Annotated in this window: 25 protein-coding genes; 7 read left to right on the top strand and 18 right to left on the bottom strand. The window is 66.4% G+C overall.

What is annotated here, in order from left to right; genetic code table 11:
• Window positions 1–7: 7 nt before the first annotated feature.
• The 4 genes from FOC84_RS12245 to FOC84_RS12230 form a co-directional block, all read right to left on the bottom strand.
• Window positions 8–1,615, bottom strand: coding sequence for a carboxyl transferase domain-containing protein (locus FOC84_RS12245; protein ID WP_173144650.1), 1,608 nt, complete (start codon window positions 1,613–1,615; stop codon window positions 8–10).
• A gap of 225 nt (window positions 1,616–1,840) precedes the next feature.
• A complete protein-coding gene (locus tag FOC84_RS12240) occupies window positions 1,841–3,022 on the bottom strand; it encodes an acetyl-CoA C-acetyltransferase (RefSeq protein ID WP_173144649.1) in 1,182 nt (393 codons plus the stop codon).
• A gap of 35 nt (window positions 3,023–3,057) precedes the next feature.
• Window positions 3,058–4,914 (bottom strand): bifunctional isocitrate dehydrogenase kinase/phosphatase, encoded by a 1,857-nt coding sequence (gene aceK / locus FOC84_RS12235; RefSeq protein ID WP_173144648.1) that lies wholly within the window; start codon window positions 4,912–4,914, stop codon window positions 3,058–3,060.
• Window positions 4,915–4,924: 10 nt separating this feature from the next.
• The gene (locus FOC84_RS12230) at window positions 4,925–6,103 is read right to left on the bottom strand and encodes an isovaleryl-CoA dehydrogenase (RefSeq protein ID WP_173144647.1); all 1,179 of its coding nucleotides are present in this window, start codon (window positions 6,101–6,103) and stop codon (window positions 4,925–4,927) included.
• A 246-nt stretch (window positions 6,104–6,349) separates the two neighbouring features.
• On the opposite strand from FOC84_RS12230, the gene FOC84_RS12225 reads away from it, so the two are divergent.
• Entirely contained in the window at window positions 6,350–7,525 is a 1,176-nt protein-coding gene (locus FOC84_RS12225) for a M20 aminoacylase family protein (RefSeq protein WP_173144646.1), read from the top strand.
• A 58-nt stretch (window positions 7,526–7,583) separates the two neighbouring features.
• Window positions 7,584–8,555: a Bug family tripartite tricarboxylate transporter substrate binding protein gene (locus tag FOC84_RS12220; protein ID WP_173144645.1), complete on the top strand. Its 972-nt coding sequence runs from the start codon at window positions 7,584–7,586 to the stop codon at window positions 8,553–8,555.
• Window positions 8,556–8,657: 102 nt separating this feature from the next.
• Here the strand turns inward: FOC84_RS12220 and FOC84_RS12215 are convergent, their stop codons facing one another.
• Both FOC84_RS12215 and FOC84_RS12210 read right to left on the bottom strand, forming a co-directional pair.
• Window positions 8,658–8,990 carry a YnfA family protein gene (locus FOC84_RS12215; protein ID WP_173144644.1) on the bottom strand — a complete coding sequence of 111 codons (333 nt, stop codon included), beginning with the start codon at window positions 8,988–8,990 and terminating at the stop codon, window positions 8,658–8,660.
• A gap of 10 nt (window positions 8,991–9,000) precedes the next feature.
• A complete protein-coding gene (locus tag FOC84_RS12210) occupies window positions 9,001–9,381 on the bottom strand; it encodes a MerR family transcriptional regulator (RefSeq protein ID WP_173144643.1) in 381 nt (126 codons plus the stop codon).
• Between the two features lie 72 nt (window positions 9,382–9,453).
• On the opposite strand from FOC84_RS12210, the gene FOC84_RS12205 reads away from it, so the two are divergent.
• Complete coding sequence (locus tag FOC84_RS12205; protein WP_173144642.1) at window positions 9,454–10,521, top strand: MBL fold metallo-hydrolase; 1,068 nt, start codon at window positions 9,454–9,456, stop codon at window positions 10,519–10,521.
• Between the two features lie 26 nt (window positions 10,522–10,547).
• On the opposite strand, the gene FOC84_RS12200 is transcribed toward FOC84_RS12205, so the two are convergent.
• Window positions 10,548–11,576 carry a Bug family tripartite tricarboxylate transporter substrate binding protein gene (locus FOC84_RS12200; RefSeq protein ID WP_173144641.1) on the bottom strand — a complete coding sequence of 343 codons (1,029 nt, stop codon included), beginning with the start codon at window positions 11,574–11,576 and terminating at the stop codon, window positions 10,548–10,550.
• Between the two features lie 150 nt (window positions 11,577–11,726).
• Complete coding sequence (locus FOC84_RS12195; RefSeq protein ID WP_173144640.1) at window positions 11,727–12,353, bottom strand: LysE family translocator; 627 nt, start codon at window positions 12,351–12,353, stop codon at window positions 11,727–11,729.
• 134 nt (window positions 12,354–12,487) lie between these two features.
• Between FOC84_RS12195 and FOC84_RS12190 the strand changes: the two genes are divergently transcribed.
• Entirely contained in the window at window positions 12,488–13,213 is a 726-nt protein-coding gene (locus FOC84_RS12190; RefSeq protein ID WP_173144639.1) for a nitroreductase, read from the top strand.
• An 81-nt stretch (window positions 13,214–13,294) separates the two neighbouring features.
• The gene (gene metC, locus FOC84_RS12185) at window positions 13,295–14,488 is read left to right on the top strand and encodes a cystathionine beta-lyase (RefSeq protein ID WP_438800870.1); all 1,194 of its coding nucleotides are present in this window, start codon (window positions 13,295–13,297) and stop codon (window positions 14,486–14,488) included.
• Window positions 14,489–14,510: 22 nt separating this feature from the next.
• Here metC and FOC84_RS12180 read toward each other — a convergent pair whose 3' ends face one another.
• The 5 genes from FOC84_RS12180 to argS form a co-directional block, all read right to left on the bottom strand.
• Window positions 14,511–15,458: an alpha/beta fold hydrolase gene (locus tag FOC84_RS12180; RefSeq protein ID WP_173150099.1), complete on the bottom strand. Its 948-nt coding sequence runs from the start codon at window positions 15,456–15,458 to the stop codon at window positions 14,511–14,513.
• Complete coding sequence (locus FOC84_RS12175; protein WP_173144638.1) at window positions 15,455–16,666, bottom strand: ABC transporter substrate-binding protein; 1,212 nt, start codon at window positions 16,664–16,666, stop codon at window positions 15,455–15,457. Before FOC84_RS12175 ends, FOC84_RS12180 begins: the two co-directional genes overlap by 4 nt.
• A gap of 136 nt (window positions 16,667–16,802) precedes the next feature.
• Window positions 16,803–17,432 (bottom strand): thiol:disulfide interchange protein DsbA/DsbL, encoded by a 630-nt coding sequence (locus tag FOC84_RS12170; RefSeq protein ID WP_173144637.1) that lies wholly within the window; start codon window positions 17,430–17,432, stop codon window positions 16,803–16,805.
• A gap of 81 nt (window positions 17,433–17,513) precedes the next feature.
• Window positions 17,514–18,263: an SPOR domain-containing protein gene (locus FOC84_RS12165; protein ID WP_173144636.1), complete on the bottom strand. Its 750-nt coding sequence runs from the start codon at window positions 18,261–18,263 to the stop codon at window positions 17,514–17,516.
• Window positions 18,264–18,272: 9 nt separating this feature from the next.
• On the bottom strand, window positions 18,273–19,955 hold the full coding sequence (argS, locus tag FOC84_RS12160; protein WP_173144635.1) for an arginine--tRNA ligase: 1,683 nt from the start codon (window positions 19,953–19,955) through the stop codon (window positions 18,273–18,275).
• Window positions 19,956–20,276: 321 nt separating this feature from the next.
• Here argS and FOC84_RS12155 point away from each other — a divergent pair, with 321 nt between their 5' ends.
• Entirely contained in the window at window positions 20,277–20,624 is a 348-nt protein-coding gene (locus FOC84_RS12155) for a DUF1840 domain-containing protein (RefSeq protein ID WP_173144634.1), read from the top strand.
• 89 nt (window positions 20,625–20,713) lie between these two features.
• The gene (locus tag FOC84_RS12150; protein WP_173144633.1) at window positions 20,714–21,031 is read left to right on the top strand and encodes a hypothetical protein; all 318 of its coding nucleotides are present in this window, start codon (window positions 20,714–20,716) and stop codon (window positions 21,029–21,031) included.
• Window positions 21,032–21,107: 76 nt separating this feature from the next.
• Here the strand turns inward: FOC84_RS12150 and FOC84_RS12145 are convergent, their stop codons facing one another.
• The 5 genes from FOC84_RS12145 to FOC84_RS12125 all read right to left on the bottom strand — a co-directional run bounded on the left by FOC84_RS12145 (window position 21,108) and on the right by FOC84_RS12125 (window position 26,086).
• Window positions 21,108–21,908 carry a carbohydrate ABC transporter permease gene (locus tag FOC84_RS12145; RefSeq protein WP_013390895.1) on the bottom strand — a complete coding sequence of 267 codons (801 nt, stop codon included), beginning with the start codon at window positions 21,906–21,908 and terminating at the stop codon, window positions 21,108–21,110.
• Window positions 21,905–22,780 carry a carbohydrate ABC transporter permease gene (locus FOC84_RS12140; protein WP_173144632.1) on the bottom strand — a complete coding sequence of 292 codons (876 nt, stop codon included), beginning with the start codon at window positions 22,778–22,780 and terminating at the stop codon, window positions 21,905–21,907. Before FOC84_RS12140 ends, FOC84_RS12145 begins: the two co-directional genes overlap by 4 nt.
• A 13-nt stretch (window positions 22,781–22,793) precedes the next feature.
• Entirely contained in the window at window positions 22,794–24,089 is a 1,296-nt protein-coding gene (locus FOC84_RS12135; protein ID WP_173144631.1) for an ABC transporter substrate-binding protein, read from the bottom strand.
• A gap of 27 nt (window positions 24,090–24,116) precedes the next feature.
• On the bottom strand, window positions 24,117–25,172 hold the full coding sequence (locus tag FOC84_RS12130; protein WP_173144630.1) for an ABC transporter ATP-binding protein: 1,056 nt from the start codon (window positions 25,170–25,172) through the stop codon (window positions 24,117–24,119).
• A gap of 116 nt (window positions 25,173–25,288) precedes the next feature.
• Complete coding sequence (locus tag FOC84_RS12125; protein ID WP_173144629.1) at window positions 25,289–26,086, bottom strand: phosphodiesterase; 798 nt, start codon at window positions 26,084–26,086, stop codon at window positions 25,289–25,291.
• Window positions 26,087–26,116 lie beyond the last annotated feature (30 nt).

The following is a 26,116-nucleotide window of genomic DNA, read 5'->3' as shown; positions in this document are numbered from 1 at the left end:
CGCCGCCCTACATGCGGAACACGCCGAACTTGGTGTCCTCGATGGGCGCGTTCAAGGCTGCCGACAAGGCCAGCCCCAGCACGCGCCGCGTGTCGGCCGGCGCAATGATGCCGTCGTCCCACAGGCGCGCGGTGGCGTAGTAAGGATGGCCTTCGCGTTCGTACTGCTCGCGGATCGGCGTCTTGAAGGCGGTTTCTTCGTCCGCGGACCATTGGCCGCCGCGGGCCTCGATGCCGTCGCGCTTGACCGTGGCCAGCACGCTGGCGGCTTGTTCGCCGCCCATGACCGAGATGCGGGCGTTGGGCCACATGAACAGCATGCGGGGCGAATAGGCGCGGCCGCACATGCCGTAGTTGCCGGCGCCGAACGAGCCGCCGATCAGCACGGTGAACTTGGGTACCGCGGCCGTGGCCACCGCCGTCACCATCTTGGCGCCGTGGCGGGCGATGCCTTCGTTTTCGTACTTGCGGCCGACCATGAAGCCGGTGATGTTCTGCAGGAACACCAGCGGGATCTTGCGCTGCGCGCACAGTTCGATGAAGTGCGCGCCCTTCTGCGCGGACTCCGAGAACAGGATGCCGTTGTTGGCCACGATGCCGACAGGCATGCCGTGGATGTGCGCGAAGCCCGTGACCAGCGTGGGGCCGAAGCGCGCCTTGAACTCGTCGAACTCGGAACCGTCCACGATGCGTGCGATGACTTCGCGCACGTCATAGGGCTTGCGCGTGTCGGCGGGGATGATGCCGTTCAGTTCGCTGGGGTCGTAGCGCGGCTCGCGCACCGGCGCGGTGGCCAGCGGCTGCGGCTTCTTGCGGTTCAGGCGCGCGACCGCGTTGCGCGCCAGTTGCAGCGCATGCATGTCGTTGGCGGCCAGGTGGTCGACCACGCCGGACAGGCGCGTGTGCACGTCGCCGCCGCCCAGGTCCTCGGCGCTGACTTCTTCGCCGGTGGCGGCCTTCACCAGCGGCGGGCCGCCCAGGAAGATGGTGCCCTGGTTCTTGACGATGATGGACTCGTCGCTCATTGCGGGCACGTAGGCGCCGCCGGCGGTGCAGGAACCCATCACCACGGCGATCTGCGAAATGCCCTGCGCGGACATCTGCGCCTGGTTGTAGAAGATGCGGCCGAAGTGTTCGCGGTCGGGGAAGACCTCGTCCTGCTGCGGCAGGTTGGCGCCGCCCGAATCCACCAGATAGACGCAGGGCAAGTTGTTCTGCGCGGCAATTTCCTGGGCGCGCAGGTGCTTCTTGACCGTCATCGGGTAGTAGGTGCCGCCCTTGACCGTGGCGTCGTTGCAGACGATCACGCATTCGGTGCCGGCCACGCGGCCGATGCCGGTGATGACGCCGGCGCCGGGGGCTTCACCGCCGTACATGCCGTGCGCCGCCATCGGCGACAGTTCCAGGAACGGCGTGCCCGGATCGATCAGGTGTTCAACGCGGTCGCGCGGCAGCAGCTTGCCGCGCGCCACGTGCTTGGCGCGCGCGGCTTCGCTGCCGCCGAGCGCGGTATGCGCCAGTTGCTGGTCCAGATCGTCCAGCTGCGCCTGCATGGCCTGCGCATTGTCGGTGTAGTCCTGCGACCGCGGATTGATGCGGGATTCGATGATGGGCATGGGGTTCCACCCGTCCTGCTTGTTGGAAATTTGAAGGCGCTCGTGGAGCGGTTTGTCTCGCTGCCCGGTGGGCCGGGCATTCTTGTCGGCTGTCGGTACCGAAGAGGGATTTCGTTGCGCCTTTCCTGCACGGCGCGCGACCGACCCGTCGCGCAACAACGCCATGCAGGAAAGGCGCAGCGGAATCCGTCGCAAGCCGGGAGGCCGAAGCCCCCCGGCATGGCGTTAGATCATTTCAATCGCCATCGCCACGGCTTCGCCGCCGCCGATGCACAGCGTGGCCACGCCGCGCTTGCCGCCGGTCTTGCGCAGCGCGCCGACCAGGGTGGCCATCAGGCGGGCGCCGGACGCGCCGATCGGATGGCCCAGGGCGGTGGCGCCGCCGTGGATGTTGACCTTGTCGTGCGGCAGCTTGAAGTCGGTCATGGCAGCCATGGTGACCACCGCGAAGGCTTCGTTGATTTCGTAGAGGTCCACGTCCTCGGCCTTCCAGCCGGTCTTGGCGAACAGGTTCTTCAGCGCGCCCACGGGGGCGGTGGTGAACCAGTTCGGTTCTTGCGAGTGCTGGCTGTGGGCGACGATGCGGGCCAGCGGCTTGACGCCGAGCTTTTCCGCGGTGGAGGCGCGCATCAGCACCATGGCGGCGGCGCCGTCGGAGATCGACGAGGAGTTGGCGGCGGTGACGGTGCCGTCCTTCTTGAAGGCGGGCTTGAGCGTCGGGATCTTTTCCGGCATGGCCTTGGTGGGGGCCTCGTCGGTGTCGATCACGGTGTCGCCCTTGCGGCCGGCGACGGTCACGGGGGCGATTTCCCACTTGAAGCTGCCGTCTTCCGATGCGGCGCGGGCGCGGCGCAGCGATTCCAGCGAGAACGCGTCCTGCTGTTCGCGGGTGAAGGAATACTTGGAGGCGCAGTCTTCGGCGAACACGCCCATGGCCTTGCCCTTGTCGTAGGCGTCTTCCAGGCCGTCCAGCGCCATGTGGTCATACACGGTGTTGTGGCCGTAGCGGTAGCCCTGGCGGCCCTTGAGCAGCAGGTAGGGGGCGTTGCTCATGCTTTCCTGGCCGCCGGCGACGACGACGTTGGCGCTGCCCGCGGCCAGCAGGTCATGGCCGAACATGGCGGCCTTCAGGCCCGAACCGCACACTTTGTGGATGGTGGTGCAAGCCACGCCCAGCGGCAGGCCGGCGCCCAGCGCGGCCTGGCGGGCCGGGGCCTGGCCCTGGCCGGCTTGCAGCACGTTGCCCATGATGACTTCTTCAACCAGCTCGGGCTTGATGCCGGCGCGTTCGACGGCGGCCTTGATGGCGATCGAGCCTAGCTCGTGCGCGGCCAGGCCGGACAAGGCGCCCAGCATGCCGCCCATGGGCGTGCGGGCAACGGAAACGATGACGATGGGATCTGACATGACTAGCTCCTGTGAGGGTCGGGACAGCTCTGGGGTTACGAGATCGCGTTGGCGCCCGGAGGGTGCTCTGGACGCAGGCGTCTGTCCGTATCGTAAGGGAAAAATTCTTCAATCCGGCCTTGCGCCACATGGGCGCGGCAGGCCTGCCACCACTCCGGTTCCAGCAGATCGGCATGGTGACGCATGAAGGCGCCGCGCACGCGCGGGTCGCCTAGCAGAAAGCGTCCGAACTCTTCGGGGAAGACATCATTCGGACCGATGGCGTACCAGGGCTCGGAAGCCAGTTCCGCCTCTTCGTTGGGGGCGGGCGGGATGCGCCGGAAATTCATTTCGGTCATGCGCTGGATTTCGTCGTAATCGTAGAAAACGACCCGGCCCAGGCGCGTGACGCCGAAGTTCTTGTACAGCATGTCGCCGGGGAAGATATTGGCCGCCGCCAATTGGCGGATGGCGTCCCCGTATTCGCGCACGGCCGGGTCCAGCAGCGCGTCCGAGGCCTGGCGCAGATAGATGTTCAGCGGTGTCATGCGCCGTTCGATGTAGACATGGCGGATGACCACCGTATCGCCGGTTTCCTCTATCAGGCTGGGCACCAGCCGGCGCAGTTCTTCCAGCAGGGCCGGCGCGAAGCGCGCGCGCGGCAGCGCCACCTGTGAATATTCCCAGGTGTCGGCCATGCGGCCGACGCGGTCGTGCAGCTTCACCATCTGGTATTTGCGACGCACGGTGGCATGGTCCATGCCGTCCTTGTCGATGCGGTCCTTGATGAGCTTGAACACGTAGGGATAGGACGGCAGCGTGAACACGCACATCACCATGCCCTTGATGCCGGGGGCGATGTCGAAGGCGTCGCGCGAATGGGCCAGGTGGTGCAGGAAATCGCGGTAGAACAGCGTCTTGCCCTGCTTCTGCAGGCCGATCATGGTGTAGAGCTCGGCCTTGGGCTTGCGCGGCAGCAGGCTGGACAGGAAGTTGACCACCGCGGCCGGCGTTTCCATGTCCACCAGGAAGTAGGCGCGCGTGAAGCTGAACAGCGTGCTCAGGTCGTCCGCGCCCAGCAGCAGCGCGTCCAGCACGACCTGGCCCGCCGGGTTGCGCATCAGCGCCACGGCAAAGGGATACACCGTGCCCTGGTTGATCAGGCGGCCGACGATGTAGGCGCCCTTGTTGCGGAAGAACAGCGAGCCCAGCGCGTGGATCTGGCAGTCGCTGGCGATGCGGCGGCCGACGTCGCGCGGCAGTATGGCGCGCAGCTGCTTGACCGCGGCGCGCGCCAGCAGCCGGGTATCGCGCGGCAAGTCTTCGAAGGGCAGCGCCAGGCCGAAGTCCGCCACCATGCGGATCAGGCTTTTCTCCAGCCCGTCCGTGGCCGGGTAGTACACCCGGTACGACGGGACGCTGCTGTCCAGGTAGTCGGTGGCGATGGCCGGGCGGACGAACAGGAAGGCGTTGTGGAAATAGTCGCGGTGCAGCAGCCGGCAGGAGACCGAATTGAAAAAGGTCTCGGCGCATTCTGGTTGGCGGTGATCACCCAGCAGGCCCACGAATTCCTGCTTGATCTGCTGCCAGTAGGCGGTCTGCTCGTCGCTCAGGGTCGGCGCGGCGCTGCCGTTGGCGCCCACCGCGCCTTCCGGCCGGCCGCGCAGCACGCCTTCCAGTTGGGTGGCGCATTCGCGCACCCGCATGTCGTAGTACTCGATGCGTTCACGCGACAGGCGCTGGATGCCGTGCCAGTCGCCGGATTCGAACAGCGCCTTGGCACGCTGGGCGCTGTAGCGGAACAGCGCGTAGTGGCGGTCGAAGCCCGCCAGGATCAGCCGTGCGACGTCCAGCGGCGAGGGCCCGGGAGCGGGCGCCTGTTCGATGTGCTGGACGTCGGACATGCGGATCATGGCGGCGCGCTCAGGCGGTTTCGTTGAACAGTTCGCGGCCGATCAGCATGCGGCGGATTTCGCTGGTGCCGGCGCCGATCTCGTACAGCTTGGCGTCGCGCCACAGGCGGCCTACCGGATATTCATTGATGTAGCCGTTGCCGCCCAGGATCTGCACGCCCTCGCCCGCCATCCAGGTGGCTTTCTCGGCCGTGTACAGGATCAGCGCGGCGCAGTCCTTGCGCACTTGGCGCACGTGTTCGGCGCCCAGGCGGTCCAGGTTCTTGCCGACCTGGTAGCAGAAGGCGCGGCTGGCCTGCAGGGTGGTGTACAGGTCTGCGACCTTGCCCTGGATCAGCTGGAATTCGCCGATGGCCTGGCCGAACTGCTTGCGGTCATGGATATAGGGGACGACCACGTCCATCACGGCCTGCATGATGCCGACCGGGCCGCCGGACAGCACGGCGCGTTCGTAGTCCAGGCCGCTCATCAGCACCTTGACGCCGCCGTTGACCTGGCCCAGCACGTTCTCTTCGGGGATTTCGCAGTCCTGGAACACCAGTTCACCGGTGTGGCTGCCGCGCATGCCCAGCTTGTCCAGCTTCTGCGCCACGGAAAAGCCCTTGAAGCCCTTTTCCACCAGGAAGGCGGTGATGCCGCGCTGGTGGGCTTCGGGGTCGGTCTTGGCGTAGACCACCAGGGCGTCGGCGTCGGGGCCGTTGGTGATCCACATCTTGGTGCCGTTCAGCACGTAGCGGTCGCCCTTCTTGTCGGCGCGCAGCTTCATGCTGACCACGTCGGAACCGGCGCCCGGTTCGCTCATGGCCAGGGCGCCCACGTGTTCGCCGGAAATCAGCTTGGGCAGGTACTTGGCCTTTTGCGCGGCGGTTCCGTTGCGGTTGATCTGGTTCACGCACAGGTTGGAGTGCGCGCCGTAGGACAGGCCGACCGACGCGCTGGCGCGGGAGATTTCCTCCATCACGATCATGTGGGCCAGATAGCCCATTTTTGCGCCGCCGTATTCCTCGTCGGCCGTCATGCCCAGCACGCCGAGTTCGCCGAATTTGCGCCAGAGATCCATGGGGAACTGGTCGCTGCGGTCCACTTCTGCGGCGCGCGGCGCGATCTCGGCCTGCGCAAAATTGCGCACCGCGTCGCGCAGCATGTCCAGATCTTCGCCCAGGTCGAAGTTCAGGCCGGGAAGGTTCATCGCTGTCTCCGTGATAGTAGGTACTTACTATTTTGTGGGCGCCTGTTTCCGGCGCCGGATTGCCGCGCGTGGCTCATGATGCGCCGATCGGCCATCGCTGCGCAATGATGCACTGCAAATATTACGTTTACGTAAACGTAAAGTGGAGTCGGGTAATCCCTAGGTAAATGCGGGTTACCCAGGGAGTTGCGCTGAGTAATATGCCAGCCGATCCTTGAATCCTGAATCATTGCGATGGAGTCTGCCGTGCTCGAACTATCCAACCTGGACGAAATTGTGGCGCTGCGGCGCGACATCCACATGCACCCGGAGCTTTGCTACGAAGAGCACCGCACGGCCAAGGTCGTGGCGGACACGCTGCGCGGCTGGGGCATCGAGACGCACACCGGCATCGCCAAGACCGGCGTGGTCGGCGTGATCAAGCGCGGCACCTCGGATCGCGCCATCATGCTGCGCGCCGACATGGACGCCCTGCCCATGCAGGAGGAAAACCAGTTCGAGCACCGCTCGCGCCACGACGGCAAGATGCACGGCTGCGGCCATGACGGCCACACCGCCATGCTGTTGGCCGCGGCGCGCCACCTGCAGGCCGAGGGCGGCTTCGACGGCACGGTGTACCTGTGCTTCCAGCCGGCCGAGGAAGGCGGCGCGGGCGGCCGCGCCATGATCCAGGACGGCCTGTTCGAACGCTTCCCCTGCGAAGCCGTGTTCGGCATGCACAATTGGCCGGGGCTGCCCGCCGGGTCCATCGGCGTTTGTTCCGGTCCGATGATGGCGGCCGCCAATGGCTTCAAGATCACTGTCCGCGGCAAGGGTGGCCACGCCGCTGCGCCCCAGGATTGCAACGACCCGGTGCCGGCGCTGTTCGCCATCGGCCAGTCCCTGCAGACCATTCTTACGCGCAGCAAGCGCCCGCTGGACGCCGCCGTGCTGTCGATCACGCAGGTGCAGGCCGGCGGCAGCGTGATCAACGTCATTCCCAACAGCGCCTGGCTGGGCGGCTCGGTGCGGGCCTACAGCACCGACGTGGTCGACCTGATCGAACGCCGCATGAACGAGATCGCCGGCAACATCGCGGCCGCGCACGGCTGCGAGGCCGACGTGTTCTTCGAGCGCCGCTATCCGGCGCTGGTGAACTCCGTGGCTGAAACCGAGTTCTGCATGGAAGTCATGCGCGAGGTCGTGGGCGAGGACCGCGCGCTCGTGATCGAGCCGGCCATGGCCTCGGAGGACTTCGCCTTCCTGCTGCAGGAAAAGCCCGGCTGCTACGTGTTCCTGGGCAATGGCGACGGTGAGCACCGCATGGCGGGCCACGGCCTGGGCCCCTGCATGCTGCACAACGCCAGCTATGACTTCAATGATTCCTTGATTCCGGCTGGCGCGTCGTACTGGGTACGCCTGGCGCAACGCTACCTGGCCTGACGGGCTTCACGTTTTTCGTTTTATCTGACGCAGTGCCACGCAACATTACTAGGACGATATGAAAAAGAAGACATTGCTGATCAAGGCCGCGGGGGCGGCCTTGGCAATCATGGGCAGCGGCGCCATGGCGCAGAGCTGGCCGGCCAAGCCCGTGACGCTGGTCGTGCCCTACACCGCCGGCGGCAGCGCCGACGCGATCGGACGCCGCCTGGGCGACGTGCTGCGCAAGGAAAGCAACGTAACCGTCATCGTCGAGAACAAGCCGGGCGCGGGCGCCTCCGTGGGCACCGATTTCGTGGCACGCGCAAAGCCGGACGGCACCACCCTGCTGTTGGCGTCCACCAGCCCGCTGACCATCTTTCCGCATCTGGCCAAGACCAACTATGACCCGATGAAGGACCTGACGCCGGTGGCCAGCGTGGCCGTGGCGCCCGTCGCCATCGTCGCCACCAAGGCGCTGCCGGTGAAGGACTTCGCCGGCCTGATCGACTACGCCAAATCGCATCCGGACGGCGTGCGCTACGGCACGCCGGGCCAGGGCACGGTGGCCCACATCGGCATGTCGGCCGTCACGGCGCAGACCGGCACCAAGATGCTGCACGTGCCCTACCGCGGCAACAGCCAGGCGCTGACCGACGGCCTGGGCGGCGTGGTCGAGCTGCTGGTGGTCAACAGCGACGTGGTGTTGCCGCACGTCGCCAACGGCGCGCTCAAGCCGCTGGCCGTGATGGCGCCCGAGCGCCTGGCCGCCTGGCCAGACGTGCCCACCATGGCGGAACTGAAGATGCCGCAGGCGCAGTACTACTCGAACTTCGGCGTGTTCGCGCCGGCCAATCTGCCGCCGGCCGTCGCGCAGCCGCTGCAGGCCGCCTTGGCCCGCGCCGTGGCCAGCGCCGAATTCCAGGAGCTGCTGGCCAAGTCCTACCTGCAGCCGGGCACGGCCACCGGCGAGGCCTTCGCCAAGCAGGTGCAGGCGGAATTCGCCAACAACGCCCGCGTCATCAAGGAAGGGAATATCAAGGCTGAATAAGCCTTGCCCAACAAAAAGCGCGCGACCCTGTGGGTACGCGCGCTTTTTTTTTCGGGCCAGCCCAAGACAGCGGGCGCTTCGAGGGGCTTTTCTTGGCGCAGGCTACGTGCTGCGTGGTCCGAACATGATCACCAGCATGCCGGCCAGGCACAGGCCCACGCCCACCCAGTCGCTGACGCTGGGACGCACGCCGTCCACGGCCCATAGCCACAGCAGCGCCATGCCGATATAGACGCCGCCATACGCCGCATAGACGCGGCCCGAAGCCGTGGGGTGCAGCGTCAGCAGCCAGGCGAACAGCGCCAGGCTGGCTGCGGCCGGCGCGAGCAGCCAGATGGAATGGCCCTTGCGCAGCCACAGGTAAGGCAGATAGCAGCCGACGATTTCGGCCACCGCTGTTAGAACGAACAGCGCCAGGGTTTGCAGGGCGGCCATGTGCGCAGTCCTAGGGCTTTTGCGCGAGCAGCTCGTGGCACTGCTGTTCCTGCTGCGAGATTTCCTGCAGCGTGTCTTCGATGTCGCGGCGTTGCTGTTCCAGCGTGGCGCGATGCTGCGCCAGCACGCTCAGGTATTGCCGCAACTGAACCGCCGTATCGCCTGGCCCGTCGTACATGTCGATCAGGGTCAGGATCTCGGACAATTGCAGGCCCAGGCGCTTGCCGCGCAGGGCCAGCTTCAGGCGCGTGCGGTCGCGCGGCCCGAAGATGCGGTTGCGCCCTTCGCGCGCCGGGCTGACGATCCCCTGGTCTTCGTAGAAGCGGATCGTGCGGGGCGTGACGTCGAACTCGCGGGAGAGCTCTGAGATGGTCCAGGTTGACGGGGACATGCGAGGTGTGGCAGTTTACGTAAACGTAAATTATGATGACTTGACCCGATCGTCAAGCGTGGAGGAGAGACAATGAACCCGAACGAACAGAAACTGCAGTATCCCTGGGGCGATTTCCAGCCCGAAGCCGGCCGTTCGCACGTGGTGGCGGAAGGGGTCAAGTGGATCAGGATGCCACTGCCGTTCGCGCTGGATCATATCAACCTCTGGCTGCTGCGCGACAACATCGACGGCCGCGACGGCTGGACCATCGTCGATTGCGGCATCACGCGCGATGAAGTGAAGACGCTGTGGGAACGCGTGTTCGAGACCGAACTGGAAGGCCTGCCGGTGCTGCGCGTGATCGTCACCCACATGCACCCCGACCATATCGGCCTGGCGCATTGGCTGTGCGAACGCTGGAACGCGCCCCTGTGGATGACGATGACGGACTTCATGGTGGCCTCGCTGTGGTCCTCGCGCCGCGGCGAAGCGGGCGGCGGTCCCGGCGGCCAATCGGCGGTGGACCACTTCGCGCGCCACGGCCTGACTGACCTCGATGCGCAGGAGCAGATCCGCCAGCGCGCCAATTACTACCCCAACCTGGTGCCGGCCGTGCCTGCGCGCTACACGCGCATCCTGCACGGCGATGCGGTGCGCATCGGCGGACGCGACTGGCGCGTCATTGTGGGCTATGGGCATGCGCCCGAGCACGCCTCGCTGTTTTCCACGGACCTGCGCGTGCTGATCTCCGGCGACATGGTGCTGCCGCGCATTTCCACCAACGTCAGCGTGTTCGACTACGAGCCCGACGCCAATCCCCTGCCGCTGTACTTGCGTTCGCTGGACGGCTACGCCGATCTGCCCGACGACACGCTGGTGCTGCCTTCGCATGGCCGGCCATTCAAGGGCCTGCACGAGCGCATCGCGCAACAGCACGAACACCACCGCGACCGCCTGGCGGAAGTGCTGGAAGCCTGTGCCGTCAAGCCGCAATCGACCACGGACATCGTGCCGGTGCTGTTCAAGCGCAAGCTGGACCTGCACCAGCTGACCTTCGCCATGGGCGAGGCGCTGGCGCACCTGCACGCGCTGTATTTCGAAGGCAAGCTCAAGCGCGCGCCGGGCGCGGACGGCATCGTGCGGTTTTCGGCCGCCTGAGTACGGCGTCGGTCCTGCGCCGAGGATCAGTCCAGCGTCACGCCTGTGTCGGCGTTCAGCTTGAGGAGGATCGGGAGATAGGTCTGGTACTCGGCCTCGGCTTCGTGGGGCAGGTTTCCGATCGGTTCCAGCTCCATCGCGAGCAGCCTGTCGCGGACCTCAGGGCTCTGCACCGTGGCGCTGATCTCGCGCCCCAGGCGCTCGACGATCTTCGCGGGCGTTTGGGCGGGCGCAAGCAGTGTCGTCGGCGTAACGGCCCGGTAAGCCTCATCGTCGTAGCCCGACTCGGCCATGCTTGGGACGTCCGGCAGGCTGCCGATCCGCTTGCTGCCAAGTACTGCAAGGGCCCGTATCTTGCCGGTGGCGAGGGGCTGCTTGAGGGTGAACACGGAGGCCAGGGCAACGTCGATCTGACCGCCAAGCAACGCCGTCATGATGGGCAGTTCGCCCTTGTAGGGCACGTTCAGGATGTCGATGCCGTAGGTCTTGTTCATGTAGTGCTGAATGATGTGCGGCGTGGAGCCCGGTCCCCACGATCCCATTCGAATCGCGCCAGGTTCCTTTCTTGCATACGCTATCAGCTCATCGATGTTTCTTACGGGTAGCGAACTGTTGATCACGATCACTCCCGTACCCTTGGCGATATCGGAGATCGGCCGCAACTCGGTACGGGGATCGTAGGGCAGCTTCTTGTAGAGCACCAGGTTGGCGGTGATCGGGGAGGCAAGCGTCAACAGCAGGGTGTAGCCGTCCGGGACCGATTTGGCGACGTAATTGGTGGCGATGATGCCGCTTGCGCCAGGCTTGTTCTCCACGAGCACGGGTTGGCCGAGCCGCTTGCCCAGGCCTTCGGCGACCGAGCGCGCGATGGTGTCGACCTGTCCGCCGACCTGGTAAGGCACGACCAGATGCAAGGGCCTTGATGGATAGTCGGTCTGAGCGTACGAGGACAAGGGCAGGATGGCCAGCGCGGCGGCAACCCACCCGGCCCGCCGGGCAACAGTGGCCCACGCCCGGGTGCCGGGTTTCCAGTACACGTGTTTGCTTTGATTCATGGCCACTCTCCTCGCGCCGCAAGGGGAGCTATCGGTATCTTGGCTATGCCTGGCCTGCGGCGATGCCGCATCTTGGACTGTCGGCGCGGGTCTGCAAACGTCGAATTTCACATATGCAAATGCAAAACAGGCATGGTGCCCGCCGCCTATTCAACGCGTGGCCGTCGCCAGCCGCACGGCCAGTCCGACGAACACCAGCGCGGCGATCCGGTTCAGCCAGCGCTTGGCCGTCACCGAGCGTTGCAGCAGTTCGCCGAACGCGCCCGAGAAGAACGCGATGGCGCCGAACACCAGCAGCGTGCACACCATGAAGACGGCGCCCAGCTGCATGGTCTGCAGGCCCACCGGACCCAGCGCCGGCGAGGTGAACTGCGGCAGGAAGGCGAAGAAGAACAGCAGCACCTTGGGATTGGTCAGGTTCATGACGATGCCGCGGCGGTACAGCGCGCCGGGCTTCATGGGCTCCGGGCGCTTGCCGTCCTCGGGTGCGACCGGTGCGCGCAGGATCTGCCAGGCCAGGTAGGCCAGGTAGGCGGCGCCCGCCAGCTTGAGCACGGTGAAAGCCATGGGCGAGGCCGCGAATACGGCGGCCAGCCCCACGGCCACGGCGGCCGTGTGCCCCAGCAGCCCCGTGCACAGCCCCAGCACCACGTACATGCCGGCCTTGCGACCCCAGATGGCGGACTGCATCAGCACGAACAGGTTGTCCGGCCCTGGAGTCAGGGCCAGCAGGACGGCAATGCCGAAGAATGCGATCAGGGTGTCGATGGGCAGCATGGGGGTACGCCTGGAACGGTTCAGCCGGCTGCGGGAGGCCGGAAGTGGCATCATAAAGGCAAAGACGTGCCCATCATGCATGCCCATGCGTCCCCGGAGGGACGCCCGCGGGCCGATCAGGAGAGACAACCGCCATGCCCACCAACGCCATGCCGCAATCCCCGAAACCCTTGCAGGACGCCGACGCGCGCCCCGACGCCGCGCTGGAGGCGTGGCTGCAGGCGCGCCATAGCTGCCGCGCCTTCCTGCCCGAACCGGTCGCGCGCGGCACCATCGAACGCATCCTGGCCCTGGCGCAGCGCGCCGCGTCCTGGTGCAACTGCCAGCCCTGGCAGGTGACCGTTACCGAGGGCGCGGCAACGGAACGCCTGCGCGGGGCGTTGCAGCGCCGGGCGGAACAGTCCGGTTTCATCCCGGATTTCCCGTTTCCACGCGAGTACCAGGGCGATTACCTGGCCCGCCGGCGCGAATCGGGTTTTCAGCTTTACAGCGCGGTCGGCGTGGCGCGCGGCGACCGCGAGGCATACCGCCGCCAGGAAATGCGCAATTTCCAACTGTTCGATGCGCCGCACGTGGCCATTGTCACCACCGACGAGGCGCTGGGCGAATACGGCGCCATGGATTGCGGCGGCTATGTGGCCAATTTCCTGCTGGCGGCTCAGGCCAATGGCGTGGCCACGGTCGCCCAGGCATCCCTGGCCATGTACCCGGAAGTGCTGCGCGAGGAACTCGGCATCGCCGCCGACCGTCGCGTGGTCTGCGGCATTTCCTTCGGCCATGCCGACACGGCGCACCCCGCCAACAGCTACCGCACCAGCCGCGCGCCGCAGTCCGAGACCGTCATCTGGGTCGGCCAATAGGACAGGCCGCGCCTGGCCTGATATGGTTCATCCTGATCGCTTTAGTTCCGCCCCTGTCCATTCGCAAGCAGTCCACTGAAGATGCCCACCAAACACATCGATACGCTTTTGCAGCACGCAGGCACCGCACCGTTCAACCCTGAAACCGGCACGGCGCCTGTGCCCCTGCCGCCGATGCGGGCCAGCACCGTGCGCTTCGAAAACCTCGCCGCGCTCGAGAAAGCCCAGCGCGGCAAGGCGGCAGGCGGCCGCGCCTCCACCTACGGGCGCATGGGCATGGACACGCATGCGGCGCTGGAAGAGGTCTTCACCCAGCTCGAAGGCGGCACGCACTGCTACCTGGCATCCTCGGGCCTGTCGGCGATGACCATGGTCATGATGGCCCTGTGCTCGGCCGGCGACCATGCGCTGATCTCGGACTGCGTCTATGGTCCGATGCGCGAGCTGGATGACGCCGTGCTCAAGCGCATGAACATCGAGATCACCTACTTCGCGGCCGGCGAAGACCTGGAAGAGCTGGTGCGTCCGAACACCAAGCTGCTGTACGTCGAGTCGCCCGGATCCCTGCTGTTCGAAATGCTGGACATGGGCGCCATGGCGGCCTTTGCGCAGAGCCGCGGCCTGGTGCTGGCGACCGACAACACCTGGGGCTCGGGCTACATCTACCGTCCGCTGACGCTGGGCGCGCAAGTGTCCGTCATCGCCGGCACCAAGTACGTGGGCGGGCATTCCGACTTGATGCTGGGCGCCGTCGTCACCAATGACGAACAGATTGCCCGCAAGCTCAATCGCACGCAGTACGCCATGGGCTATTCCGTCAGCGCGGACGACGCCTGGCTGGCCCTGCGCGGTGTGCGCACCATGCCCATCCGCATGGCCCAGCACGCGCGCCATGCCTTGCAGGTGTGCGAGTTCTTCAAGAGCCGTCCCGAGACGGTGCGCCTGTTCCACCCGGCCTGGCCGCAGGATCCGGGCCATGCGCTGTGGCAGCGCGACTGCACCGGCTCCAACGGCATGCTGTCCGTCGAGCTGCGCCTGTCGCCGGCGGCGGCGCGCGTGTTCGTGGATTCGCTGACGCTCTTTGGCATCGGCTTTTCCTGGGGCGGCTACGAAAGCCTGGTGCAGCTGGTGTCGGGCAAGGACCTGTCCAAGCACCACTACTGGGGCGAGGGCGACAATGCGCTGGTGCGCCTGCACATCGGCCTGGAAGCGCCGGACGACATCATCGCCGACCTGACCCAGGCGCTGGAAAAGGCCGCGGCCGTCCAGGGTTGAGCGCCCTCGCGGCGTGGCAGCCTCAGACGGCCGAGCCGCGTATCCAGGCGCCGATGCGGGCGGCGATGTCGTCGCTGTTGTCGTCCATCATGGGCATGTGCGAATTGCCGGCGATGCCCATGTCGGCCAGGCGCCAGGTTTCCACGCGCGCACCCTGGCGATCCAGTTCATTTGCGTAGGCCTGGCCGGTAGCGCACAGCTTTTCCCATAGCGGCGTGGCGTTCAGGTAGTCGCCATAGACGAACAGGAAAGGCTTGTCCGCCACGGCTTGGGCCGTGACTTCAGGCGAGAAGCCTGAAGGCTCGATGCCGATGACGCCGCGCACCAGATCCGGCCGCACGTGCAGAGCGCGGTAGGCGACCTCGCCGCCGTGGCTGTGCGCCATCACCAGGCACGGCCCGACGCGGTCCAGCACTGCGCAGAACCCGCGCAACGCCGCATCGTTATTGCCCAGCCAGCGCGGCACCGCGTGGCGGATGAAGGTATCGAACGCGGCGACCGGAAAGCGCTGTCCCGCGAAGGCGCGCCGCGCCGCGTAGTCCTCGGCGCGCCCGAAGCGGAACAGTGTCCAGCTTTCCTCGGCATTGCGGATGATGGGCGGTTCGGGCCAGACCTCCTTGAACGGCGCCCAGCCCGCCCGGCCGCGCTCGACGTTGTCCACCACGTACACCGCATGGCCCTGGCGCAGGAAATGCTGCATCCAGCCTGGCCTTCCATCAGGCGTCTGCTCCCACATTGCACCCGTCATGCCGCCGCCGTGCAGCAGCACGATGGGCAATGGCTGCGCCAGCCGCGCCGGGATGAAGTACTGCACGTAGGCCTGCTCGAAGTGATACAGGCCGTTCGGGTCGTAGGCGAGCGACGCGCTCTGCGTGAACGCGATATCGCGTTGCGGCAGGCCTTCGATGCGCACCTGCCGCCCGCCCGCGTAGAAGCTGCCGAAGTCGGCCAGCGTCAGCGCCTGCGTCATGGCTTGACCAGCGGACACTGGCTTTCCGACAAGGGCCAGGCCAGCGTGGCGCCGGGGATGTTGCGCACGATGTTGTAGTAGTCCCAGGGCGCCTTGGACTGCGCCGGCGTCTTGACCTGCGCCAGCATCATGTCGCGCACCACCAGGCCGTCTTCGCGGATGCGCGCATTCAGGCTGAAGGGATCGTCGATGGGCAGCGATTTCATCTTCGCCATGACGGCATCGGCGTCCACCGTGCCGGCGGCCTTCACGGCTTGCAAGTAGTGGCGCACCGAGCCGTAGACGCCGGCCTGCAGGAAGGTAGGCGGACGCCCCACGCGGGCCTCGAACTTCTTGGTGAAGGCGCGGGTGCCGTCGTTCATGTCCCAGTAGGACGGCACGGTCAGGTAGGTCTTTTGGGCCGCCTGCAGGCCCAGGCTGTGCACGTCGGTGATCAGCAGCAGCATCGCCGCCAGCTGCTGCGCCCCGCCGATGCCGAATTCCGCAGCCTGCTTGATGGCCGAAATGGTGTCGCCGCCCGCGTTGGCGATGGCGATGATCTGCGCCTTGGAGGCTTGCGCCTGCAACAGGAACGACGCGAAATCCGATGCGTTCAGCGGGTGAAAGACGGTGCCTACGACCTCGCCGCCGTTGGCCTTGACCACGGTTTCGGTGTCCACCGCCAGCTGTTTGCCGAAGGCATAGTCGGAGGCCAGGATGAACCAGCGCTTGTTGCCTTCGTTGACCACGGCGGTCGCCGTGCCGCGCGACAGCGCATAGGTGGTGTAGGTCCATTGCACGCCGTAGGGCGAGCACTGCGCCTGGGTCAGCGCCGTGGTGCCAGGGCTGGAGAACAGCACCAGCTTTTTCTTGTCGCGCGCGATGCCCTGCACCGCCAGCGCGACCGACGAATTGGGCACGTCCACGATCACGTCCACGCCGTCGGTGTCGTACCACTTGCGCGCCATGCTGCTGCCGATGTCGGGGCGATGCTGGTGATCGCCCGAGACCAGCGAGATGGGCTTGCCCAGCAGCGTGCCGCCCATTTCCTCGATGGCCAGGCGGGCGGCTTCGACCGAGCCGCGGCCGGTGGCGTCGGCGGTGACGCCCGCCATGTCGGTGAGTACGCCGATCTTCACGCCATCGGCTTCGTTGGCTTGCGCCAGGCCGGCGGCCAGCGCCAGGCACAGGCCCAGCATCGCGCGTTTGCGCGGGAGTCGCTGCTTCATTTGTCTTCCACCCATTGTGTGCCGCTGTCGCGGCGAATTGTTGTGCGGAAAGTGTAGCGCGGGCCCAGGCTGGAACCACAAAGAAAAACGCCCCGGCCTGGCGGCTCGGGGCGTTGCGGATTTCGGCTGGAAAGTATCAGTTGCGCGCCAGCGGGATCAGGCGGGTCACTTCCTTCAGCGCGCCTTCGTAGCTGTTGCCGGCCATGACCGGCGAAGTCATGAACTTGCCGCCGACGGCGAACGACGGGGTGCCGTCGATGCGGTAGGCGTCGGCCAACTGGTTGGCGCGCTGCACCTGCGTCTGCACGCTGAACGAATCGAAGACCGAATCGAATTTCTCGCGGTCCACGCCTTGGGTCGCGGCCCATTCGCCCATCGCCTTCTTGTCGAACAGGCGCTTGTGTTCGCCGTGGATGGCGGTGAAGACCTTGGGGTGCAGGTCCGGGCGGTCCAGGGCCAGCAGCGTGTAGTAGAGCTGTTGCAGCGGCTTCATGCCGGCGTTGAATGCGATCGGAACCTGCTTGAGCACCACGTCCGGCGGAGCGGTCTTGGCCCAGTCTTCAACCATGGGCTCCATGGAGGCGCAGTGCGGGCAGGTGTAGGCGAAGAATTCCAGGACCTCGATCTTGCCCGGGGTGTCCGACGGCAGCGGCGGATTGATGGCGACGGACTGCTGCGCGCCTTGTGCGTGGCTAGCCGGGCTGAAGAATGCCGTGGCGGTCAGCGCGGCCGCGGCCAGGATGCGGATTATCTTGGGGGACAGCATGGATGAGAGGTTCCTGAGTAAAGAGTTACAGACAGGCCCGGGGCCGGATAAGTTCAATGCTGGCGGTCGCCGCGGTGCGCATTACTGGCGGACCACGGCGGTTTCGATCTTGTTCTCGCCCAGGCGGCCGCGGGCCCGGTTCATGTCGTCCAGGCGGGCGAAGGGGCCCACTCTGACCCGGTTGATGGACTTGCCGTTCACTTCGGCCTTTTGCACCGCGACCGGCAGGCCCAGCAGGATGATGCGGGCCTTGAGCGATTCCGCGTCGTTTTCGCCCCGGAACGCGCCGGCCTGCAGGTAATACGTGCCGTTGGCCGCGGATGCCGTGGCGGCCGGCTTGGGAGCAGGCGTGGGGGCGGCCTTGGAGATGGGCGTGGGCGCCTGGCTGGGGGCGGCGGCCGGTGCGGCCGAGGCCACGGCGGGCGCCTTGGATGTGGGCAGGGTGGCGATCAGCGCGCCCAGGTCGTCCAGTTTGGCGGGGGTGTCGTCGCCCTTGGAGGCGGCGGGGCCCGTGGCTGGCCCGGTGACCGTGCCTGCGCCCGGCAGCGGCACGGGCGCAGTGGCGGTGGGGCCGGTGGACGGTGTGCCGGCGCCGCCATCGCGCCCGTACAGGCCGGCGTTGGGGTCCGGCGCCTGGCGCGGATCCGGCAGCTTGCCGTTGTCGCCCTGGCGGCTGGCCCGGTCGACGAAGGGTACGGGCGCCTTGGTGACGTAGAAGGCGACGGCGGCGGCCACGATCAGGCCGATGAGCAAGCCGGCCAGCGCGCCGTACAGGGTGCTGCCGCTTTCGCCGGAGGACCGGCGGGTGGTGGTTTTTCGCTTGGTTGCCATGAACCGATGTTACATCCGCTCGGGCGCCGACACGCCCATCAGCTCCAGGCCGTTGGCAAGCACCTGGCGCGTGGTCGAGGCCAGACGCAGGCGGGCCAGCTTCAGGGCCGTGTCGTCGATCAGCACGCGCTCGGCGCCATACCAGGCATGGAAGTCCGAGGCGCAGTCGCGCAGCCAGAAGGCAATGTGGTGCGGCGACAGTTCCTGCGCCGCCAGCGCCACCACGTTGGGGAATTCGGCCAGGCGCTGCATCAGCGCGAACTCGGTCGGGGCGGTCAGCAGCGCCGCGTCGGCCTGGGCCACGTCGGCGGCCGGCATGGCGGCGTTATTAATCACCGAGCAGATGCGGGCGTGCGCGTACTGGATGTAATAGACGGGGTTCTCGTCGCTCTTGGACAGCGCCAGGTCCACGTCGAACACGAATTCGGTGTCGGCGCGGCGCTGGATCAGGAAGTAGCGCACCGCGTCGCGGCCCACCCAGTCGATCAGGTCGCGCATGGTCACGTAGCTGCCGGCGCGCTTGGAGATCTTGACCTCTTCGCCGCCGCGCATGACTTTGACCATCTTGTGCAGCACGTAGGCCGGATACTCCTTGGGAATGCCCTCTTCCAGCGCCTGCAGGCCGGCGCGCACGCGCGCCACGGTGCCGTGGTGGTCGCTGCCCTGGATGTTCACGGCGCGATGAAAGCCCCGCTCCCATTTGGCCTTGTGGTAGGCCACGTCCGGCACGAAGTAGGTGTAGCCGCCTTCGCTTTTCCGCATGACGCGGTCTTTGTCGTCGCCCGTGCCCAGTTCGGTGGTGCGCAGCCACAGCGCGCCGCCTTCCTCGTAGGTGTGGCCGCCGGCGATCAGCGCCTTGACGGTCGCTTCGACGCGGCCGGAGGTGTAGAGCGAGCTTTCCAGGTAGTAGTTGTCGAACGCCAGGCCGAAGGCCTGCAAGTCCAGGTCCTGTTCGCGGCGCAGGTAGGCCACGGCGAAGATGCGGATGTCGTCCAGGTTGTCGATGTTGCCCGTGGCGGTGACGTCCACGCCATCGGAGTGGACGGTCGCGCCCGCCTGGAAATCGCGCGCGATGTCGGCGATGTAGTCGCCCTTGTAGCCGTCGGCGGGCCACTCGGGGGATTCGGTCGTCAGGCCGCGGGCGCGGGCCTGCACGCTGATGGCCAGGTTGTGGATCTGGTTGCCGGCGTCGTTGTAATAGAACTCGCGGGTGACGTCCCAGCCGATGGCGTCGTACAGGCGGCAGATGGCGTCGCCTAGCGCGGCCTGGCGGGCATGGCCCACGTGCAGCGGGCCGGTGGGGTTGGCCGACACGAATTCGACCAGGATTTTTTCGCCGGCGCGCGGCGCACGGCCGAAGGCGGCGCCCTGCTCGGCCACGGCGGCGATGACGGCCTGGCGCGCGGCGGCGGTGATGCGCAGGTTGATGAAGCCGGGGCCGGCGATTTCAGCGGACTCGATCAGGCCGGCGGCGCCGGGCTGCGCCATCAGGGCGTCAACGATGGCCTGGGCCAGTTCGCGCGGGTTGCGGCGGGCCGGCTTGGCCAGCTGCATGGCCACGTTGGTGGCGACGTCGCCGTGGGCGGCGACCTTCGGGCGCTCCAGCAGCACGGTAGCCTGGGCGTCGGGCAGGCTTTGCGCGACGGCGGCCTGGATCAGGGAGATAAGCTGTTTTTGTTGCTCGAGGAGCATGGGCGTCTGGAGAAGTTCTGAGTTAGTGACGGACGCGCCCGCACAGGCCGGGCCTGTCGGGCGGAGCGGACAGGAGGCGGCGTAGCCGGGCGGACCGCGCGTGCCGGATTCATGGCCGCGTCAGGTCCCGCTGTCACGGGAATCTCCTGAATCATAGCTTGATTTGGCCATTGGACAGGCCCGCGCCCTGGGCGGGAACGCTGCACGGACGGGTCCGGGGGACGCATGGCGCCGGTCGTCGGACATGCTACCCCAGGCCAGTTGGCAGTCCCCCTGGTGTTGCGGTAGTGTATGTAAGTAATCAATGTGGGAGACTGGAATATGCTGATCACCTTTCATTCCAAGGTCGTGGCCGAGGTTCTGATGCTGACCGACCATGCCGGAGCGCTGCTGCTGGCGGCCGGCAAGTCCTTCAAGGACAAGATCCCGGAGCGGGGCGTTTTCACCGTCGAGCAGCTGGGGCCGGCCATCAGCGGCATCGAGCGCGCCATCGACGACTACCAGAGTTCCCATGACACCAGCGACGAAGAAGACGAGGACAAGGCGCCGGCCTCGCCCATGGCCCGCATGGTGGGCCTGAAGGAGCGCGCCTTCCCGCTGCTGGACATGATGCGCCAATCCTTGGCGGCAAACGCCGAAGTCACCTGGGAGGTGTCGCGCGGCTGGTAAGCCGGCGAACCCAATGTCGCCGGGCAGACAATCTGCCCGGCGTTTTTTGCCTACCCTACTCGCCTGACGCCACCCCAAGGAACCACGACATGCGCAGCGACATCACCATCGTTTTCGATTCCCGCCGTTCGCTCGACCTCTCGGCCAGCGTCGAGCCCTCGCCGCAGCGCCAGAACGACGCGCGCGACTGGTTCGACAGCGCCTGGGAAACGCTGGGCTGCGAACCGCTGCGCCCCAGCGGCAAGGTCCTGCTGCTGGACAAGGTGCTGGGCGTGGCCGACGCGCTCGGCTACGACACCCTGTCCAACGACGAAAAGGAGGCCCGCGAGTTCGCGGAACACCTGGCGCTGGCGCTGGAGCGCCCGCGCATCACCGTGGACTTGCCTGGGCTGACGGTAGGCTACTGAGCAATCAGCGCTCATTCCAAAAAAACTGCCCCGATGAAGGGGCAGTTTTCATTTGGGCCGATGCTGCCAGTGCGTCCTAGCGGATGCCGGCGCGCATGAACGACTGCACGAACTGGCGCTGGAACAGCAGGAAGGCGATCAAGAGCGGCGCGGCCGACATCAGCGTGGCGGCCGTGATGACCGACCAGTCGATGCCCTGGTCGGTCGACGAGAACACCTGCAGACCCACCGTCAGCGGCCGCGATTCGACCGAGTTGGTGATGATCAGCGGCCACAGGAAGTTGTTCCAGTGGTGGCTGACCGACACCAGCCCGTAAGCCACGTAGATCGGCTTGGCCAGCGGCACATACACCTTCCACAGCACCTGCAGGGCGTTGGCGCCCTCCATGCGTGCGGCTTCTTCCAGCTCGCGCGGCACCGTCTTGAAGGTCTGGCGCAGCAGGAAGATGCCGAAGGCCGACGCGAAGTAAGGCAGGCCGATGGCGAACACCGTGTCGCGGATGCCCAACTGGCTCATGGAGCGGTAGTTTTCCACCAGCAGCACGTCCGGCATGATCATCAGCTGCAACAGCACCAGCATGAAGACGAAATCGCGGCCGCGGAACTCGAAGCGCGCGAAGGCGTAGCCGGCCAGGGTCGACAGCACCAGTTGCGCCGCCAGCACCATCGTGACCAGCAGGAAGGTGTTGAGGAAATAGCGCGGAAACGGCGCGGCGTTCCAGGCGCGCACGAAGTTATCCAGCGTCAGCGGCGCGAACAGGTCGAAGCGGGTTGCGTAGGCGGGCGGGTGGAACGCCGCCCACATGGCATAGGCCAGGGGCAGGATCCACAGCAGGCCAAGCGCCCAAGCGCCCAGGGTATCGAGCTTGTCTTTCATTGATAGTGCGTCCTGCGGTCCAGCCAGCGGAATTTGACCAGCGCGGTCAGCGCCAGCACCACCAGCAACACGACGGTCAGCGTGGCGGCGTAAGCCGTGTCCCAGAAACTGAAACCCACCTGGTAGATGTAGTACAGCAGCAGCGTGCTGGCGTTATCCGGCCCGCCTCGTGTCATGACCACCACGTGGTCCACCAGCCGGAACGCGTTGATCAGGGCGTTGATCAGCACGAAGAGCGTGGTGGGCATCAGCAGCGGCCACAGGATGCGGCGGAAATACTGCCAGCGCGACGCGCCTTCCAGCATCGCGGCTTCGCGCAGCGACGGCGATACCGTCTGCAGGGCGGCCAGGTAGAAGATCATGAAGAAGCCGGCTTCCTTCCAGACCGTCACCAGCATCAGCGCGGGCAGCGCGGTCTCGCGGTTGCCCAGCCAGTTCGGGCCCGTTGCGCCGAACAGCTGCATCACCTGGGCGATCAGGCCGTATTGCGGCGTGTAGAAGAACAGCCAGATGTTGGCCACCGCCACCATGGGCAGTACCGTGGGCGTGAAGTAGGCCATGCGCAGGAAACCGCGCCCGCTCAGGTTGCGGTTGACCCACAGCGCCATGATCAGCGCGATGCCGATGGACGTGGGAATGGTGCCCAGCGCGAACCACAGGTTGTTCCACAGCGACTGCCAGAACACCGGGTCGTCGCGCATGACGGCGTAGTTGTCCAGCCCCACGAAGCGCGCGGGGCGCGCGCCCTTGGGGGTGGAGAAAAAGCTGTGCCATAGCGTCGCCACCGCCGGATAATGCGTGAAGGCGGCGAGCAGCACGAGGGCTGGCAGCAACAGCAGCCAGCCATACAGCGCGTTCAAAGAGCGGCTCATCGTGCTTGTCGGCTTACTTGTAGGGACGCAGTATGCGGTCGGCCTCGCGTTGCGCGTCGGTCAGGGCCTGCTGCGGCGTCTTGGAACCCGTCAGCGCGGCTTGCAGGGCGTCGTTCAGGGTCTTGGTGACGCGTTGGTTCTCATGCGTGGAGAACTCCGCCACGCTGACTTCCAGCTGGTCGCGCGCGACCGCGGCGGCCGGCACTTCCTGCGCGTACTTCTTCATCTTTTCGGTCTGCCAGGCGGCCGGGGTCACGGCCACGTAACCCGTGGCGATGCTCCAGTCCGCGGCGCGCTCGGGCGTGGTGACCCATTGCGCGAACTTCAGCGCGGCCTGCTGCTGCGCCGGCGTGCCGCTCTTGAAAATGTAGAAGTTGCCGCCGCCGGTCGGGCTGCCGCCGCGCTTTTGCTGCGGCATCATGGCCACGCCGAACGGGAAGTCGGCGTTCTTGCGGATGTTGGTCAGGTTGCCCGTCGTGGTCCAGACGATGGCGGCCTTCTTTTCCAGGAAGTCCTTGGGCGTGGTGCCCCAGTCGATGGTGCCGGTCGGCATGATCTTGTGCTTGGCCGACAGGTCACGCCAGAACTGCGCGGCTTCCACCACGGCCGGCTTGTCCAGATAGACCTCGTTGCCGGCCTCGTTCATCAGGATCGCACCGTTGGGGGTGGTCAGCGCCTGGAACAGCCAGTAGGCGAACGCGCCGCCCGACGGGATCTCGATGCCCCACTGCGTGGTGTTGCCGGATGCGTCCTGCTTGGTCAGCTTCTTGCCGTACTCGACCAGCTCGGCCCAGGTCGCCGGCGCGCGCTCGGGGTCCAGCCCGGCGGCCTTGAACAGGTCCTTGTTGTAGTACATGACGATGGTCGAACGCTGGAACGGCACGCCCCAGGTATGGCCGCCGCTGCGGCTGTTCTGCATGAAGGCGTCATAGAAGCCGCCCAGCCACTTCTTGTCGGCGTCGCTCTTGGCGAGGCTGTCGATCGGAACGATGGCGTCCTCGTCGATCAGCGTGAACATATCGGTGGACAGCAGCACCGCCAGCTGCGGCGGCGTGCCGCCCTTGAGCGCGGTCAGCGCCTTGGCGATCGAATCCTGGTACGAGCCGGCGTAGATCGGCTTGATCTTGATGTCGGGATTTTCCTTCTGGAAATCCGCCACCATGTCGTCGACGATCTTGGTGATGGGGCCGCCGACCGCGACGGGGTAATAGAACTCCACCTCGACGGGCTTGTTCTGCGCCTGCGCGGGCAGCGACAGGCAGGCGGCGGCCAGGCTGGCGGCCAAGGTTTTCAGTACGATGCGACGCATGTTGGTTTCCTTTGCTGTGTACAGGCCCTAGCGGCCGGCGGAGTTGATGACCGCCGAATCGGCGGCAAAGAAGTGCTGCTGGCTATCCTGCCAGGACAGGCCCAGTGTTTCGCCCGCGCTGGCGCGCAGGTGGCCGCCCACGCGCACGGCCACGCCGCTGGTGTCGCCCACGCGGCAGACCACGATGGAGTCCGCGCCGAAGTACTCCACGCTTTCCACTTTGGCGGGAATGCCGTTGGCGTCGATGCGGATGTGCTCCGGGCGCACGCCCAGCTTCACGGCGCCCGCGGGAGCGCCGGCGATGGCGGGGCTCTGCGTGCCGGCGATGACCGCGGCGCCTTGCGCGGAGGTCAGGCCGATCAGGTTCATGGGCGGCGTGCCGATGAAGCGCGCCGCGAATTCGGTGGCCGGACGCGCATACAAGGCGTCGGGCGTGTCGTGCTGTTCGATCTTGCCGCCGCGCAGCAGCACCACCTGGTCGGCCATGCTCATGGCCTCGGTCTGGTCGTGCGTCACGTAGACCATGGTGATGCCCAGGTCCTGCTGCAAGGCGCGGATCTCGCGGCGCATTTCATGGCGCAGCTGGGCATCCAGGTTGGACAGCGGCTCGTCCATCAGGCAGACCGGCGCTTCGGAAATTACGGCGCGGCCCAGCGCCACGCGTTGCTGCTGCCCGCCGGATAGTTGCGAGGGTTTGCGGTCGAGTAGATGGCTCAAGCCCAGCAGGCCCGCCACGCGTTGCAGGCGGCGGTCGTAGTCGCGCGCCGGCTCCTTGCGCACCTTGAGGCCGAACAGGATGTTCTCGCGCACCGACAGGTGCGGAAACAGCGCGTACGACTGGAACACCATGGAGATGCGGCGTTTGGCGGGCGGCAACTGCGTGACGTCGCGGTCGCCGATGTGGATGGTGCCCGAGGTCGGCGTGTCCAGCCCGGCAATCATGCGCAAGGTGGTGGATTTGCCGCAGCCGGACGGACCCAGCAGAACCGTGAAGCTGCCGGCGGGAACCGTGAAGCTCACGCCATGGATCGCGGCGGCGTTGCCGTATTGCTTGGTGAGGTTATCCAGGACGATGGATGACATGCTGTCTCGAAGATCTAATAGTTAGATCCGCATTGTTGCCTGTTATGAAAACCTTTTCATTGTGCAGCGCAAACATGACGGATGTATGGCAAGGCAAACTTTCGTAGTCTAGGGCCTCAGGCGAAAGGATACGGACCGGGGTAATCCCCAATGACCGCATGATGCGTGACCAGGTTGCGGCCTTGCCACCAATGCAGCTGATAGCCCGGCGGTTCCATGATGTATTGCAGCGTCGGGCGCGGCCCCAGTTCCAGCGCGAGCTGGTGCGCGGTGCCCGGACAGGTGGACGCGATGGTGCCGCCGAAGCGCTGGAAGATCGTGCGGTGCAGGTGGCCGCAAAGCACGCGCTCCACATTGGGAAAGCGCGCCACGATGCGTTCGAGCTCGGGCGCGCCGGCCAGCAGGCCGATGGCGTCCATGTGTTCGATGCCGGTCAGGAAAGGCGGGTGGTGCATCAGGACCAGCGTGGGCCGTTCAGGCTGTTCGGCCAGGCGCGTGGCCAGCCAGTCCAGGCGGTCCTGGCAGAGCTCGCCGTGGCTCTTCATGGGCACCACCGTATCCAGCGCCAGCATGCGCAGCGGATAGGTCTCGATGGCGTACTGGATGAACGGTTCCTCGCCTTGCAGATAGGCGTGGTCCGGGAAGGCCGCGCGTAGCTGGGCCCGGTCGTCGTGGTTGCCGGGCAGCAGGAAATACGGAATTTCCAGCGCCTGCAGGTGATCGCGCAGCACTTGGTACTCGTGCGGGCGGCCCAGGTCCGTCAGGTCGCCCGTGATCAGCACGCAGTCCGGCCGCGGCGTCAGGGCATTGAGGGCGCGCACCGCGGGCGCCAGGAAGGCCGCTGGATCGATGATGCCGTAGGCCTTGTCGCCGGGGGTGCGCATGTGCAGGTCGGTGATTTGTGCGATGAGCATGACGCGTGTACAGAAGTATGGTTGTTGTGG

It is taken from the genome of Achromobacter pestifer (genome assembly GCF_013267355.1).
Lineage (GTDB): Bacteria > Pseudomonadota > Gammaproteobacteria > Burkholderiales > Burkholderiaceae_B > Achromobacter > Achromobacter pestifer_A.
This window is presented reverse-complemented; position numbering and strand designations above follow the sequence as displayed.